General features: G+C 73.5%; 12 protein-coding genes. All 12 read right to left on the bottom strand.

What is annotated here, in order from left to right:
* Window positions 1-49: 49 nt before the first annotated feature.
* A complete protein-coding gene (locus tag A6Q79_RS07430) occupies window positions 50-751 on the bottom strand; it encodes a DNA-3-methyladenine glycosylase (RefSeq protein ID WP_317697461.1) in 702 nt (233 codons plus the stop codon).
* The gene (locus A6Q79_RS07425; protein ID WP_286690695.1) at window positions 748-2,049 is read right to left on the bottom strand and encodes a M1 family metallopeptidase; all 1,302 of its coding nucleotides are present in this window, start codon (window positions 2,047-2,049) and stop codon (window positions 748-750) included. Before A6Q79_RS07425 ends, A6Q79_RS07430 begins: the two co-directional genes overlap by 4 nt.
* On the bottom strand, window positions 2,046-5,924 hold the full coding sequence (locus A6Q79_RS07420; protein WP_286690694.1) for a Pls/PosA family non-ribosomal peptide synthetase: 3,879 nt from the start codon (window positions 5,922-5,924) through the stop codon (window positions 2,046-2,048). Before A6Q79_RS07420 ends, A6Q79_RS07425 begins: the two co-directional genes overlap by 4 nt.
* A gap of 67 nt (window positions 5,925-5,991) precedes the next feature.
* Window positions 5,992-6,237, bottom strand: coding sequence for a DivIVA domain-containing protein (locus A6Q79_RS07415; RefSeq protein ID WP_286690693.1), 246 nt, complete (start codon window positions 6,235-6,237; stop codon window positions 5,992-5,994).
* Window positions 6,234-7,673, bottom strand: a complete 1,440-nt coding sequence (argH, locus tag A6Q79_RS07410) for an argininosuccinate lyase (protein ID WP_286690692.1) — start codon at window positions 7,671-7,673, stop codon at window positions 6,234-6,236. The genes A6Q79_RS07415 and argH overlap by 4 nt, the downstream gene beginning before the upstream one ends.
* Window positions 7,670-8,197 carry an arginine repressor gene (locus tag A6Q79_RS07405; protein WP_309635267.1) on the bottom strand — a complete coding sequence of 176 codons (528 nt, stop codon included), beginning with the start codon at window positions 8,195-8,197 and terminating at the stop codon, window positions 7,670-7,672. The genes argH and A6Q79_RS07405 overlap by 4 nt, the downstream gene beginning before the upstream one ends.
* 2 nt (window positions 8,198-8,199) lie before the next feature.
* The gene (gene argF / locus A6Q79_RS07400; protein WP_286690691.1) at window positions 8,200-9,138 is read right to left on the bottom strand and encodes an ornithine carbamoyltransferase; all 939 of its coding nucleotides are present in this window, start codon (window positions 9,136-9,138) and stop codon (window positions 8,200-8,202) included.
* On the bottom strand, window positions 9,135-10,355 hold the full coding sequence (locus A6Q79_RS07395; protein ID WP_289017024.1) for an acetylornithine transaminase: 1,221 nt from the start codon (window positions 10,353-10,355) through the stop codon (window positions 9,135-9,137). Before A6Q79_RS07395 ends, argF begins: the two co-directional genes overlap by 4 nt.
* A gap of 29 nt (window positions 10,356-10,384) precedes the next feature.
* The gene (gene argB / locus A6Q79_RS07390) at window positions 10,385-11,365 is read right to left on the bottom strand and encodes an acetylglutamate kinase (protein ID WP_289017021.1); all 981 of its coding nucleotides are present in this window, start codon (window positions 11,363-11,365) and stop codon (window positions 10,385-10,387) included.
* Between the two features lie 9 nt (window positions 11,366-11,374).
* Entirely contained in the window at window positions 11,375-12,541 is a 1,167-nt protein-coding gene (argJ, locus tag A6Q79_RS07385; RefSeq protein ID WP_317697450.1) for a bifunctional glutamate N-acetyltransferase/amino-acid acetyltransferase ArgJ, read from the bottom strand.
* Window positions 12,538-13,596, bottom strand: a complete 1,059-nt coding sequence (gene argC, locus A6Q79_RS07380; RefSeq protein ID WP_067857212.1) for an N-acetyl-gamma-glutamyl-phosphate reductase — start codon at window positions 13,594-13,596, stop codon at window positions 12,538-12,540. Before argC ends, argJ begins: the two co-directional genes overlap by 4 nt.
* A 61-nt stretch (window positions 13,597-13,657) precedes the next feature.
* A partial coding sequence (argG, locus tag A6Q79_RS07375) for an argininosuccinate synthase (RefSeq protein ID WP_317697448.1) occupies window positions 13,658-14,664 on the bottom strand: 1,007 nt, incomplete at its 5' end.

The following is a 14,664-nucleotide window of genomic DNA, read 5'->3' as shown; positions in this document are numbered from 1 at the left end:
GGAAGAAGCACTGCCCACCCCACCCCCAAGGGCACCCAAGATTCTTCATTCACGCGCGGGAAGTTGAACGCTTCTGCGTTCGCGACGGGATCCCGCAGCAAACGCAGAACCCTTGGACCTCCGACGCACGAACGCAGATTCTTGCGTCCACCCCCAGCACGAACCCACAGCCCGAGACCTCGGACCAGCTCCGCCGCCAGCCGCCCGGTCGAGGCCCTTGCGGAGACCAGCCCCAGCGAGAGCCGAGGCAGCGCACCAGCAAGCCCAGACCCCCTTCAGCAGCGCACCAGCAGGTCAAGACACCCTGCGGCAGCGCACCAGCAAGTGGAGACCCCCTGCGGCAGCGCACCAGCAGGTCGAGAACCCCTACCCCCGCGGCGCCGAGGGCCTGCGCGAGGTTCCCCGGACCCCGGGCGAGGCGGGTGTCGGCGACGTCGCCGCGACGCTCGCGGGCGAGGTCGAGTCCGTCCACGACGCGCCCGGCCCGCACGAGCACGGCCGCGGCCTGCTCGGTCGGTCCGGTCACGACGTTCGCGCACCAGTGGATGCCGTACGAGCGGTACACGTAGAGGCGCCAGGGCGGGCCGTACATGATCTCCGAGCGCGGCGTCCGCGTGTACGCGTGCGACGCCGGGTCGAGGATCCCGCCGTACGCCTCGACCTCGGTGATCCGCACGGTCACCCCGTGACCGCGCAGCTCACGGCCGAGCAGCGCCACGGCCCGCGCGGCGACGTCGTCGTCCGACGTCACGGCAGGTCCGGGACCGCGGTCGCCCTCACCCACTGGTCGAAGAGGTCGGTCTGCTCCCCCGCGACGTCCGCGACGACGCGCTCCAGGTCGGCCGTGTCGGCGTTGGCGTGGCGGAAGCGGTCGGTCCAGGTCCGCAGCACCGTGAAGAAGGCGTCGTCGCCGACCCGGCGGCGCAGCGCGTGCAACGTGAGGGCGCCGCGCTTGTAGACCCGGTCGTCGAACATCAGGTCGGGGCCGGGGTCGGCGAGCAGCAGGTCCTGGTCCTTCGCCTGCAGCTTCGCGTGGTGGTGGCGCGCGCGCTCGTCGGCGCTCTCGCGGCCGCACTCCTCCGACCACAGCCACTCGGCGTAGCAGGCGAAGCCCTCGTGCAGCCAGATGTCGTTCCAGTGCCGCAGCGTCACGCTGTTGCCGAACCACTGGTGGGCCAGCTCGTGCGCGATCAGTCGCTGTGCGTCCCACCCGTCGTGCAGGAGGTTCGGCCCGAAGATCGAGAGCCCCTGCGCCTCGAGCGGGATCTCGAGATCGTCGGGGGTGACGACCGCCAGGTACCGCTGGAACGGGTACGGGCCGAAGACCCGGTCGAAGAAGGCGACCATGGCGGGCTGGTCAACCAGGGCATCTTGGGCCTGCTCCCGCAGGCTGCCAGGCGCGACGAAGCCGACGGGCACCGGCGACGTCGCCTGCTGCTCCTCGACGAAGTCGCCCACGTGCACGGTCGCGAGGTAGGTGGCCATCGGCTCGGGCTGGTCGAAGACCTGCACGACCCGTCCCGCGGTGCGTCGCCGCTCGCCGGGCACGCCGTTGCCGACGACGGTGAACGCCTGCGGCACCGAGAGCTCCAGCCGGAACGGCGCCTTCGCGGACGGCAGGTCGTTGCACGGGAACCACGACGGCGCGCCGTGGGGCTGCGAGGCGACGATCGCGCCCTCCTCGAGCTCCTCCCAGCCTGCGTCGCCGTCGGGTCCGCGCATCGGGTGCGGGCGGCCGCCGTAGGCGACCATGATCTCGGCCTCCTCGCCCTCCGCCAACTCCCGACCCAGCTCGACGCTCACGGACGCGCGCTGCTGCCGGTACTTCGCGCGGGCGCCGTCGACGAGGAGCTTCTGCACCCGCAGGTCGTTGAGGTCCAGACGGACCTTCCGCAGCGGCTCGAGCGCACGCACGCCGAGGGTCGCGGTGCCGGTGAGCCGGTTGGACTCGGGGACGTAGTCGACGACGAGGTCGTAGCGGGTGACGGTGTACGACGGGTCGCCGTGGTGCGGGACGTAGCGCTCGTCGACGGACGCGGCGCGGCTCACGCGGGCGCCGTCGCGTCGGTCCAGGGGCCGATGGGGTTGCCGACCCAGCTGGTGCCGTCGGGCACGTGCTCGCCGCGCATCACCAGCGACCCGGGGCCGACCCGGGCGTGCCTGCCGATGCGTGCGGCGGGCAGCACGACGCCGTGCGGACCGAGCGTCGCCCCCGCGTCCAGCCTGACCTCGTCCATGCTGAGTATCCGATCATGGAAGAGGTGCGTCTGCACCACGCACCCCCGGTTGACGGTCGCGCCGTCGCCCACGGTCACGAGGTCGGGCTCGGGCCACCAGTACGTCTCGCACCAGACCCCCCGGCCGACGCGCGCCCCGAGGCTGCGCAGCCACAGCGGCAGCAGCGGCGTGCCCAGCGCCCAGCGGCAGAACCAGGGGGCGGCCACCACCTCGACGAAGGTGTCGGCGAGCTCGTTGCGCCACACGAAGCTGCTCCAGAGCGGGTGCTCCTCGGCCCTGACCCGACCGACGAGGACCCACTTGGCCGCAGTCGCGACGAGCGCCCCCACGACGCCGGCGGCGAGCAGGACCGGGCCGGCGACGAGCGCCGCGACCCACCACCCCGCACGGTCCGCGACCGTGACGATGCTGCCGGCGACGGCCAGGACGAGGAGGGCCGCTACACCGACGGCGAGCACGCGGCAGGCCTCGAGCGCCGCGCGCGCCACCCTGAGCCGTCGTCCCGGCTCGTAGGTGCGGGCCTCGTCGACCTCGCCGGCGGCGCGGCGGAGCCTCGTGGGCGGGCTCCCCAGCCACGACGACCCCTTGGTCGCCTTCGCGCGACGGGGTGCCGCCGACAGCACCGCGACCAGCCCGCGCGCCGGCACCTTGCGGCCGGGCGCTGCCATGCCCGAGTTGCCGACGAAGGCCCGACGCCCCACCTTCACGCGCTCGACCCGCAGCCACCCGCCACCGAGCTCGTACATGCCGAGCATCGTGTCGTCGGCGAGGAAGGCGCCGTCGCCGACCGACGTGAGGCTCGGCAGCAGGAGCACGGTCGACGCCTCCACGTCGGCCCCGACGTCGGCGCCGAGCGCGCGGAGCCACGTCGGCGTGAGGCTGCTGGAGTACAGCGGGAACAGCCACTCGCGGGCGCTGTCGAGGACGCGCAGCACCGTCCAGGCCGACCACGCCGCGCGGCCGTGCACGGGGTGCACCCCGGCCGCCACGCCGGTCGACGCACCCCGGACGACCGACCACACCAGCCCGGCGAGGACCAGCAGGGACCCGACCACGAGGACGGGCAGGAGCGCAACCAGCAGCAGCGCGAGGTCGGCGGGTGATTGCGGGTCGACACCGAGCGCCAGGGCCGCGCCGAGCGACGCCGCGGACACGAGCCCGACCGCGAGCGCCGGGAGCGCCGACAGCACGAGACCCGTCACCGCGTAGACCGTGGGCCAACCGCGACGGCGCGGTGCCGGCTCGAGCTCGGCCGGGCCACGCGCCTCACCGACGCGCGTCGCGGGGGCTCCGGCGGCGAAGCTGTCGTCGGCCACGTCGCCCAGCACCGTCGACCCTGCGCCGACCTCGGCGCGACGACCGACCACGACTCCGGGACCGAGCGTGCTGCGGACGCCGACGCGAGCCTCGGCCCGTACCCGGACCGGCCCCACGACGAGACGGTCGCCGTCGACCCACCAGCCCGAGAGGTCTGCCTCGGGCTCGACCGTGGACCCGCGGCCGAGGGTCAGCATGCCGGTGAGAGAGGGCAGCGCGTGCAGGTCGACTCCCGCACCCACCTTCGCGCCGAGCATCCGCGCGAAGACGGTCAGCACGCCGACGCTGGCGAGCGTGCCCACGCGGAGCTCCTCGACCAGGCGCTCGGCCGCCCACAGCCGCAGGTGCGTCGACCCGCCGCGCGGGTAGGTGCCGGGCGTCAGCCGACGCAGGAGCAGCCGCACGCCACCCGCGGCCGCGGCAGCCCGGACGGGCGGGAGCAGCAGCACCGCCGCGACCACGGTCGCCGTCCACCCGGGTCCCGGGAGCCACGACCAGTCCGTGGCGACGGCCAGCGCCTGCACCGCGAGCATCGTCCAGGCCACCCAGACCAGCCCGCCGACCGCGCGCAGCGGCAGGAGCAGGACCTGCTGGACCAGGCTCGACCGGCGGGGCACCGGCCGCACCTCGCGGACGTCGACGACGGCCGGGGTGGTGAGCGTGTCGAGACGAGCCGCGAGCGCACCCACCGTGGGCGCCTCGTAGACGTCGGCGACCGTCACCTCCGGGTGCGTCTCCCGCAGCCGAGCCACGAGCTGCGCCGCGGTGAGGCTCGAGCCACCGGCTTCGAAGAAGTCGTCGGCCGGCCCGCCGACGGCCGAGCCCAGGATGCGCGCCCACGCGTCGGCGACCAGCGCGGCGGTGCCGTCGAGCGACGCCTCGGTGCCGGTCTCGAGCGGCCACGGCAGGGCGTCGCGGTCGACCTTGCCCGACGTGCGGACCGGGATGGTCTCGACGACCGCGATGCGAGGCACCGCGGCCGCGGGCAGGCGCTCGCGCAGGGGCGCGCGCGCACTCCTCGCGTCCAGCGTCCCGTCGGTCACGACGTAGCCGACCAGGACGCTGTTGCCCGCCTCGGACCGACGCACGGCCGCGGCTGCCGCCTCGACGCCGGGCAGGGCGAGCAGGGCGCTGTCGACCTCACCGAGCTCGATGCGTCGTCCGCCGATCTTCACCTGGTCGTCGGCACGCCCGGCGAACAGCAGACCCGCCTCGTCGAGCACGACGCGGTCGCCGCTGCGGTAGGCGCGGTCCCACCCGAGCGAGGGCATCGGGGCGTAGGTCGCGGCGTCCTTCTCGGCGTCCAGGTACCGCGCGAGGCCGACACCGCCGATCACCAGCTGACCGGTCTCCCCCGGCCCGACAGGGCGTTCGTCGTCATCGACCACCGCGAGGTCCCAGCCCTCGAGCGGCAGGCCGATGCGGACCGGCTCGCCGGGCCGCAGCTGCGCGCCGCAGGCGACCACGGTCGCCTCGGTGGGCCCGTACGTGTTCCACACCTCACGGTCGGCGGTGGCGAACCGGTCGCCGATCTCCGGCGGGCAGGCCTCGCCGCCGAGGATCAGCAGCCGCACCGCGTCGAGCGCCTGCGCGGGCCACAGCGAGACCAGCGTCGGCACGGTCGAGACGACCGTGACGTCGTTCGCGACGAGCCACGGCGCGAGGTCCGCGCCACTGCGGACGAGCGAGCGCGGTGCAGGCACGAGGCAGGCGCCGTGCCGCCACGCCAGCCACATCTCCTCGCAGGAGGCGTCGAAGGCCACGCTGAGCCCGGCCATCACGCGGTCGCCGGGACCGAGAGGTGCGTCCTGGCAGAAGAGCACCGCCTCGGCGTCCACGAACGCCGCCGCGGAGCGGTGCGTGACGGCCACGCCCTTGGGCGTCCCGGTGGAGCCCGACGTGAAGATGATCCAGGCGTCGTCGTCGAGGGTCGGCGGCTCCACGCTGCCCGAGCCGCGCACGTCGTCGCGCAGGCGTCGCACCACGAGGCCGTCGGTCACGACCGCGTCGGCCTGGGCCTCGCGCAGCACGGTCGCTGCTCGCTCCTCCGGGTCGTCGACGTCGATCGGCACGTAGGCGGCACCGGCGAGCAGGACGCCCAGGATCGCGACGTGCAGGTCGGTGCTGCCCGAGGACACCCGCACCCCGACGCGGGCGCCGCGACCGACGCCGACGGCACCGAGCTCGTCGGCCAGCGCCGACGCCGTCTCGAGCAGGGTGTCGTAGGTCAGGACGACGTCGCCGCAGGCGAGCGCCGGCTCCTCGGCGTGGTCCCGGGCGGTGGCCTCCAGCACCTCGACGAGGGTGCGCGCGGGTGCCGCCCGGCCCGAACGCAGGAACGTGGCAGGGACGTCGACGTTCTCGAGCACCCGCGCATGATGCCAAGACCGCGTGAACGAGCCGTGAACACGGCGCGCTCCGGTGCCGAGGCGTCCGTCACGCTCCAGGGGCAGGCGGGCCGCCGACGCGGCCCACGAGGTCGTCGAGGTAGGCGTCGACGTCGCTCATGTCGTAGCCCGCGCCGAGGTGCACGGTGGCGAACCTCGCTTGCACGATGCGCTCGGCCAGGGCCGAGTCGGGACGGTCCGTCACGCGCGGCAGCACGTCGGCGAGGAAGTCGTCGACGTCGTCGACGCGGTACCCGGTGCGCCAGCGGGTCGTCCGGAACACCGGCCCGCTCACGACGCCGCCCGCGCCCGCACCTCGGCGAGCTGCTCGGCCACCCGGACCTGCGCGGTGCCGCCGCGCCCGTCGCGCGAGGCGATGGAGCCCCCGACCGACAGCACGCTGCGGACGTCGGGCGTCAGGTGCGGCGAGATGGCCGCGAAGTCGTCGTCGGAGAGGTCCCACAGCTCGATGCCGCGCTGCTCGCAGACCTGCACGCAGGCGCCGGAGACCTCGTGCGCCACGCGGAAGGGCACGCCCTGGCGCACGAGCCACTCGGCCACGTCGGTGGCGAGCGCGAAGCCCTGCGGCGCCAGCGCTGCCATGCGCTCGGTGTGGAAGGTGAGCGTGCGCACCATGCCGGTGAACGCCGGCAGCAGCACCTCGAGCGTGTCGACGGAGTCGAAGACCGGCTCCTTGTCCTCCTGCAGGTCGCGGTTGTAGGCCAGCGGGAGGGCCTTCAGGGTGGCCAGCAGGCCGGACAGGTTGCCGATCAGTCGCCCGGCCTTGCCGCGGGCCAGCTCGGCGATGTCGGGGTTCTTCTTCTGCGGCATGATGCTCGAGCCCGTGGAGTACCCGTCGTCGAGCGTGACGAAGTCGAACTCCTTGGTGTTCCAGAGGATGATCTCCTCCGCCAGACGTGACACGTCGACCCCGACCTGGGCGAGCACGAACGCCAGCTCGGCCACGACGTCACGCGACGCCGTGCCGTCGATCGAGTTCGGCGTCGAGCCCGTGAAGCCGAGCGACGCGGCGACCTTCTCCGGGTCGAGACCGAGCGAGGAGCCGGCCAGCGCGCCCGAGCCGTACGGCGACCCGCCGGCGACGCGCGCGTCCCAGTCGGCGAGCCGGTCGAGGTCGCGCACGAGCGGCCAGGCGTGCGCGAGGAGGTGGTGCGACAGGAGCACCGGCTGGGCGTGCTGCAGGTGCGTGCGCCCCGGCATCGGTGCGCCCAGGTGACGCTCCGCCTGGTCGGCGAGAGCACCGACGAGCGCGCGTAGCAGCTCGCCGATGCGTGCGGCGTGCTCGCGCAGGTACATCGTGAACAGGGTGGCGACCTGGTCGTTGCGCGACCGGCCCGCGCGCAGCCGACCGCCGAGGTCGGGGCCGAGACGCTCCATCAGCCCACGCTCGAGGGCCGAGTGCACGTCCTCGTCGCCCGGCTGCGCCGTGAAGGCGCCGGAGGCGACATCGGCGTCGAGCGCGTCGATGCCCGCGAGCATCGCGACCAGGTCGTCGTCGGTCAGCAGGCCGGCGGTGTGCAGCACCTGGGCGTGCGCACGGGAGCCCTGCAGGTCGTAGGGCGCGAGCCGCCAGTCGAAGTGGGTCGAGCGCGACAGCTCCGTCAGCTCCGGCGACGGACCGCCCGCGAAGCGACCGCCCCAGAGACGGGAGTCGCCCGGGGTGTCGTTCTGGGTGCCCGAGGGGACGTCGGACGGGCTCTGCTCGGTCATGCGGGTCCCTCGCTGGTGGATCGGGTGTCGGTGGGGAGCTCGGCGAGCTCGGTCAGACGGGCGGCGACGGTCGCGCCGCCCTCGGGGTCACGACAGATCATCATGACGGTGTCGTCGCCGGCGATGGTGCCCAGCACCTCGACGGCGCCCGTGTGGTCGATGGCCGAGGCCAGGAACTGGGCGGCGCCGGGCGGGGTGCGCAGCACGACGAGGTTGGCCGACGACTCGGCCGAGACCAGCAGCTCGCGCAGCAGACGGGTCAGCCGCTGCTGCGAGGCGGCGCTGTCCTGCGCGGCGCGGGGCGTGCGGTCGCCGCCCTCGCCGGGCACGGCGTAGACCAGCGCGCCGTCGGGGTTGCGCACGCGCACGGCGTCGAGCTCCACGAGGTCACGCGAGACCGTCGAGGCGGTCGCGGTGACGCCCTGCTCCTGCAGCAGCGCCGCCAGCTCGCCCTGCGAGCGCACCGGCGTGCGGCCCAGCAGCTCGATGATGAGCCGCTGGCGCGCGCGCTTGGTGTCGGGGATGCTCACGAGCGCTCCAGCAGGAACGCGAGCAGGGCCTTCTGGGCGTGCAGGCGGTTCTCCGCCTCGTCCCAGACGACGCTGCGCGGTCCCTCGAGCACGTCCTCGGCGATCTCCAGGCCTCGGTAGGCGGGCAGGCAGTGCAGCACGATCGCGTCCTTCGCGGCGTGCTGCAGCAGCGCACCGGTCACGGCGTACGGGCCGAAGGTGGCGATGCGCTCGGCCTTCTCGGCCTCCTGGCCCATCGAGACCCACGTGTCGGTGATGACGACGTCGGCACCGCGCACCGCCTCGACCGGGTCGTCGGTGACGGTCACGGATCCACCGGTACCAGCGGCGACCTTCTCGGCGTCGGCGACCACGTGGCCGGCGGGGGCATAACCCTCGGGTGCTCCGACCCGCACGTGCATCCCCGCGACCGCGCCGCCGAGGACGTAGGAGTGCGCCATGTTGTTGGCGCCGTCCCCCACGAAGGCGACGGTCAGGCCGGCCAGCGTGCCCTTGTGCTCGCGCACCGTCAGCCAGTCGGCCAGCAGCTGGCAGGGGTGGAAGTCGTCGCTGAGCGCGTTGACCACGGGCACGCCGGCGTGCCGCGCCATCTCCTCCAGGTCGGCCTGTGCGTAGGTGCGCCAGACGACGGCGTCGACCATGCGGCCGAGCACGCGGGCCGTGTCGGCCACCGGCTCGCCGCGGCCGGCCTGGGTGGTCGCGGCGTCGAGGATGACGCAGTGCCCGCCGAGCTGGGCGACGCCGACGGAGAACGACACCCGCGTGCGCGTGGACGACTTGTCGAAGACGACCGCCACGGAGCGCGGACCCTCGAGCGGACGGAAGGCGAACGGCTCGGCCTTCATCCGCAGCGCCAGGTCGAGCACCTCGGCCTGCTCCGCCGGGCTGAGGTCGTCGTCGCGCAGCAGGTGCCGCACGATGGCCGTGGCGGTCATGCGAGCACCTCCGAGATCACCGCGGAGAGCGTGGTGGTGGCGTGCGCCGCCTCGGCCTCGGTGAGCACGAGCGGCGGGACGATGCGCAGGCGGTCGGGCGTCGGTGCGTTGAGGACGAGCCCGGCGTCGAGCGCGGCCTTCTGCACGTCGGCCGCACGGGGGTCCGTGAGCACGACGCCCAACATGAGGCCACGTCCGGTGACCTCGGCCACCCGGGGGTGCGCGGCCAGTGCGGACGCGAGCTGGTCACCGCGGGTCGTGGCCTGGGCGAGCAGGCCGTCGGACTCGATCGTGTCGAGCACCGCGAGCGCCGCCGCGCAGGCCACCGGGTTGCCGCCGAAGGTCGTGCCGTGGTTGCCGGGACCGAGCAGGGTCGCGGCGTCGCCGATGCCGATGCACGCGCCGACGGGGAACCCGCCGCCGAGACCCTTGGCCAGCGTCACCAGGTCGGGCACGACCCCGGACTCCTGGAACGCGAACCAGGCGCCGGTGCGCCCGACGCCGGTCTGGACCTCGTCGATCCAGAGCAGGGCGCCGTGCTCGCGGGTGATCGCGCGGGCCCGGGCCAGGTAGCCCTCCGGCGGCACGACCACGCCAGCCTCGCCCTGGATGGGCTCGAGCAGCACGGCCGCGACCGTGTCGTCGACCGCCGCGGTCAGCGCGTCGGCGTCGCCGTACGGGACCCAGCGCACGTCGCCCGGCAGCGGCTCGAACGGCTCGCGGTACGCCGCCTTCGACGTCAGGGCGAGCGCGCCCATCGAACGTCCGTGGAAGCTTCCCTCGGCGACGACGACCGTCGTGCGACCCGTGCGCCGGGTGGCCTTGAACGCCGCCTCGTTGGCCTCGGTGCCGGAGTTCGCGAAGAACGTGCGCACGGGCACGTCGGCCCCCTCGTCCGAACCTGGGTCGAGCAGGGCGGCGAGCCGCTCGGCCAGCCGGACCTGCGGCTCGGTGGTGAAGAAGTTCGACACGTGCCCGAGGGTCCCGAGCTGCTCGGTGACCGCCTGCACGACGGCCGGGTGCGCGTGGCCCAGCGCGTTGACCGCGATCCCGGCCAGGAGGTCGAGGTAGTGGTTGCCGTCGACGTCCCAGACCGTGCTCCCCTCACCGCGCACCAGCACGCGCTGGGGGTCGCCGAAGGTGTTCATGACCGCGCCGCGGTAGCGCTCGGTCCACTGCTCGCCGCTCTCGGGACGACCCTGCGCGGCGTAGGGCAGGGTGGCGCGGGTGGGCTGGTCGGACGTGGTCACGACGTCTCCTTCGGTGCGCTCGTGGCGTACAGCGCGGTACGGATGCGGGTCTCGACGCCGGGCAGCACCTGCGTGCCGACGCCCTCGTCGGTGAAGATCTCCAGCAGCACGGCGTGCGGCTCGCGGCCGTCGACGACGGTCGCACCGCGCACCCCGCCCTCGACCGCCTCGAGGCAGGCCTGCATCTTCGGGATCATGCCCGACGCCAGCGTCGGGAGGATCTCGCGCAGTGCCTCCGGGGCGATCTCGCCGATCACGTCGGTGCTCTCGGGCCAGTCGCGGTACAGCCCCTCGACGTCGGTCAGCACCAGCAGCTTCTCCGCGCCGAGCGCGACGGCGAGCGCCGACGCCGCCGTGTCGGCGTTCACGTTGTGCACCTGCCCGGACGCGTCGGGCGCGATCGTCGAGACGACCGGGATGCGGCCGGCGTCGATGAGGTCCTGGACGGCCTCGGGGCGCACCTGGGTGACCTCGCCGACGAGGCCGATGTCGGTCTCGACGCCGTCGATGACGGGTCGCGTGGTGGTCGCCGTGAACAGGCCGGCGTCCTCGCCCGACAGGCCGACGGCGAGGGCTCCGTGCCGGTTCAGCAGACCGACGAGCTCACGGCCGACCTGGCCGGTGAGCACCATGCGGACGACGTCGACGGCCTCGGGGGTCGTGACGCGCAGCCCGCCGCGGAACTCCGACTCGATGCCGAGCCGGTCGAGCATCGCGCTGATCTGGGGTCCGCCACCGTGCACCACGACCGGCTTGAAGCCCGCCAGGCGCAGGAAGACGATGTCCTCGGCGAACGCCTGCTTCAGCGACTCGTCGGTCATCGCGTTGCCGCCGTACTTCACCACCACGACCTTGTCGTGGTAGCGCTTCAGCCACGGGAGCGCGCCGGCCAGCGTGGCCGCCTTCTCGGTGTGCTCGGCCCACTGCTCGCGCGTGTGGCCCGGGTCAGGGGTGCCGAAGGTGTCGTCGTCCGTCATCGGGGGTCCTCAGGAGGAGTAGGCGGAGTTCTCGTGAACGTAGGCGTGGGTCAGGTCGTTCGTCCAGACGGTCGCCGTCTCCGGCCCCGACTTCAGGTCGATGGTCACGGAGACCGCGCGGTCCTCCAGCGAGACGCTCGTCGCCGGCTCGCCGGGACCGCTGTCGCGGCACACCCACACGCCGTTGAGCGCGACGTCGAGGTCGGCGGGGTCGAACGTCGCCGACGTCGTGCCGACCGAGGCCAGCACGCGACCCCAGTTGGGGTCCTTGCCGAACACGGCGGCCTTGAACAGGTTGCTCCGGGCCACGGAGCGGGCGACCTCGACCGCGTCGTCCTCGCTCGCCGCGCCGCGGACCTCGATCGAGATCTCGTGGTCGGCGCCCTCGGCGTCGGCGAGCAGCTGCAGCGCGAGGTCGTGGCAGACCGTCGTCAGGTGCTCGGCCAGCTCGTCGACCGACGGGGTGGCGCCGGAGGCCCCGCTCGCCATGAGCAGCACGGTGTCGTTGGTCGACTGGCAGCCGTCGGAGTCCAGCCGGTCGAACGTCACACGGGTCGCCCGGCGCAGCGCCGCGTCGAGCGTGGCCGCGTCGACGTCGGCGTCGGTCGTGACGACCACGAGCATCGTGGCCAGCGCAGGCGCCAGCATGCCGGCACCCTTCGCCATGCCGCCCACCGTGAACGCCCGCCCTGCGGAGTCGGTGCCCTCGGCGACCGACTGCTTCGGGACGGTGTCGGTCGTCATGATGGCCGCTGCAGCCGCCGCTCCCCCGTCGTCGGACAGCTCCGCGTGCGCCGCCCGGACACCGGCGAGCAGGTCGTCGCGGTCGTTCAGCAGACCGATCAGGCCGGTCGAGCAGACCTGCACGTCGATCGCACCGACACCAACGAGCTCGCCCACGAGCTCGGCGGTGGCATGGGTCAGCTGGAAGCCCTCGGCGCCCGTGTAGCAGTTGGCGCCGCCGGAGTTCAGCACGACCGCCCGCGCCGAGCCGGTCTTGATCGCCTCGGCGCTCCAGAGGACCGGGTTGGCCCGGCACCGGGTGCTGGTGAAGACCGCCGCCGCTGCCGACGACGGACCGTCGTTGACGACGAGCGCGACGTCGGGCGCGCCGGTCGACTTCAGGCCGGCGGCGACACCGGCGGCGCGGAAGCCCTGTGCTGCGGTGACCGTCATGGCGCCACTCCCGTGGTGGTGAGGCCCGTGGTCTCCGGGAGGCCGAGGGCGAGGTTCATGGACTGGATCGCGCCACCGGCGGTGCCCTTGACGAGGTTGTCGATCACGGTGGTGACCACGAGGCGTCCGGCGGCCGAGTCGACGGCGACCTGGAGCTGGGCCGTGTTGGCGCCGAGCGTCGCGGCCGTCGTCGGCCACTGGCCCTCCGGCAGCAGGTGGACGAACGGCTCGCCCTCGCCGGGTCCCCCGTACGCCTGCTCGTAGACGCTGCGCACGCGCGCTGCGTCGACGCCGTCGGCGAGGCGCGCGGTGGCGGTCGCGAGGATGCCGCGGGCCATGGGCACGAGCGTGGGCGTGAAGGAGATGGTGACGTCCTCTCCTCCGGCCTTGGTGAGGTTCTGGATGATCTCGGGCACGTGGCGGTGCACGCCGCCGACGCCGTACGGCGACGCGGCGCCGAGGCCCTCGGAGGCGAGCAGGTGCGTCTTCGGCGCCTTGCCGGCACCGGAGAACCCGTTGGCGAGCACGGCGACGAGGTCGTCGGGCGCGACGACACCGGCCGCGATCGCCGGCTGCAGGCCGAGCGTCACGGCGGTGACGTTGCAGCCCGGGACCGCGATCCGCTTGACGCCGGCGAGGGCGTCGCGCTGACGGCTCTCGCCCACGAACAGCTCGGGCAGTCCGTAGGGCCAGGTGCCTGCGTGCTCGCTGCCGTAGAACGTCGTCCAGTCCTCGGCGCTCTCCAGCCGGTGGTCGGCGCCGCAGTCGATGACGAGCACGTCGTCACCGAGCTCGGCAGCGATGCGTCCGGACTCGCCGTGGGGCAGGCCGAGGAAGACGACGTCGTGACCGGCGAGGGTCGACGCGTCGGTCGGCTGGATCACGCGGTCGGCGAGGTCCACGAGGTGCGGCTGGTGCTCTCCCAGGCGCGAGCCCGCGGAGGACGCCGCGGTGACGGCGCCGATCGTCACGTCGGGGTGCGCGCCGAGGAGCCTCAGCACCTCGCCCCCGGCGTAGCCGCTCGCGCCGGCGACGGCAGCGGTGTAGGTCGTCATCGGTCCACCTTGTCAGGTCGGGTCGGGAAGGGGTGGGACGTCGGCACCCCGACGTCGGTGCTCAGTCGGTGCCGAGCTCCATCGCGGCGGCGTCGAGCGCCTGCTCCGTCTCGGTCGCGGCGGCCGGGTTGGCCTCGATGCGTAGGGCTCCGCCGGCGGGCAGCTCGCCGAAGAGCGTGCCGTTCTCGACGAGGACCTGGCCCTGGTCGAGGGGCTGGCCGGCGTACATCTCCAGCTTGGCGCGCGAGTCGGCGATGTCGAGGTTGCGCATCGTCAGCTGGCCGATCCGGTCGGTCGGGCCGAACACGGCGTTGTCGGTGCGCTCCATCGACAGCTTGTCGGGGTGGTAGGAGAAGTCCTTGCCGACGGTGGAGAGCACGGTGTAGTCCTCCCCGCGGCGCAGGCGGAGGGTCACCTCGCCGGTCACCAGGGAGGCCACCCAGCGCATCAGCGCCTCACGGATCATCAGGGCCTGTGGGTCCAGCCAGCGGCCCTCGTAGAGCAGACGACCCAGTTTGCGGCCCTCGTTGTGGTACTGGGCGACGGTGTCCTCGTTGTGGATGGCGTTGAGCAGCCGCTCGTAGGCGATCCACAGCAGCGCCATGCCCGGCGCCTCGTAGATGCCGCGGGACTTGGCTTCAATGATGCGGTTCTCGATCTGGTCGGACATGCCCAGGCCATGCCGGCCGCCGATGGCGTTGGCCTCCATGGCCAGCGCCACGGGGTCCCGGAAGGTCTCGCCGTTGATGGCGACCGGGCGGCCCTGGTCGAAGCGGATGCGCACGTCCTCGGTGGGGATCTCGACCGAGGGGTCCCAGAACTTCACACCCATGATCGGCTCGACGGTCTCCAGGGACACGTCGAGGTGCTCGAGGGTCTTCGCCTCGTGGGTGGCTCCCCAGATGTTGGCGTCGGTGGAGTACGCCTTCTCCTTGGAGTCGCGGTATGGCAGGTCGTGCTCGGTGAGCCACTGGCTCATCTCGGCGCGACCGCCGAGCTCGTCGACGAACTCCGGGTCCAGCCACGGCTTGTAGATCCGCAGGTCGGGGTTGGCCAGCAGGCCGTAGC

The sequence above is a fragment of the Aeromicrobium sp. REDSEA-S32_B7 genome (assembly GCF_001626145.1).
Lineage (GTDB): Bacteria > Actinomycetota > Actinomycetes > Propionibacteriales > Nocardioidaceae > Aeromicrobium > Aeromicrobium erythreum.
Note: the sequence above shows the minus strand (reverse complement) of the source record. Positions and strands in the feature narration are given on the sequence as shown.

Excerpts from the sequence above, each read along its gene's own strand:
- argH (WP_286690692.1), bottom strand. The coding sequence starts at position 7,673 with ATGACCGAGCAGAGCCCGTCCGACGTCCCCTCGGGCACCCAGAACGAC.
- argF (WP_286690691.1), bottom strand. The coding sequence starts at position 9,138 with ATGACCGCCACGGCCATCGTGCGGCACCTGCTGCGCGACGACGACCTC.
- argB (WP_289017021.1), bottom strand. The coding sequence starts at position 11,365 with ATGACGGACGACGACACCTTCGGCACCCCTGACCCGGGCCACACGCGC.
- argJ (WP_317697450.1), bottom strand. The coding sequence starts at position 12,541 with ATGACGGTCACCGCAGCACAGGGCTTCCGCGCCGCCGGTGTCGCCGCC.
- argC (WP_067857212.1), bottom strand. The coding sequence starts at position 13,596 with ATGACGACCTACACCGCTGCCGTCGCCGGCGCGAGCGGCTACGCCGGG.